This window comes from Aurantimonas sp. A3-2-R12, assembly GCF_036016755.1.
In the GTDB taxonomy this organism is placed as follows: Bacteria; Pseudomonadota; Alphaproteobacteria; order Rhizobiales; family Rhizobiaceae; genus Aurantimonas; species Aurantimonas coralicida_A.
In genome coordinates, this window is sequence record NZ_JAYXIH010000149.1 from 1 (window position 1) to 603 (window position 603).

1 pseudogene is annotated in these 603 nt (G+C 65.2%); it reads right to left on the bottom strand.

The features are described from left to right. Positions 1 to 601, bottom strand: a pseudogene (locus VSX60_RS22485) (IS256 family transposase); the annotation flags it as partial. Positions 602 to 603 lie beyond the last annotated feature (2 nt).

The window sequence follows — 603 nt, forward strand, 5'->3', positions numbered from 1 at the left end:
CGAGCGGATGCTTGCCGCCGTCGCCATCAATGCCGATTGCAGCGACCAGCACCAGATCGTCGCGCACGTGCAGGCCGTCTATCTGGATCACCACGAGGTCGAGTTTGGACAGATCGGCGCCCATGAAGACGTCAAGCTTCTCCGACGACAGGGCAACAAATCGCCGCGAGGTCGCAGATTTCGACACCCCGCTGCCAGGATCCACAGGAACGTCGCCCTCCGGCAGTCGCACAGCCCGACCGAACCGCCGCGTCGAGACGTTGATCAGCATCAGGTTCATTGCCCAGCGGCCGAGCCAGTTCTCCGACGACGCCTGGTCCCAACTCGGAATCGGCGCCTCCCGGCCATCAACCCTTCGAACCCGGGGACGCTCGACCGCGATCTTGCCACCGTGGAACCCGATCCGCCCGCGAGTGCGGCCCCAGCGATGCGCTTCGCGCTTTTCGACCCGGCCGTGGCGCGGACCACAGGCCGCTTCGACGTCAGCCTCCATCATCGCGCCCAGCGTTTCCATCCCCGCCGCAAGACAGAACCGTTCGAAGCTCTGCTGAACATCCATCAGCGCTTCGTCCGCAGTCCCGATGACCGGCGTCGTCGGCAATA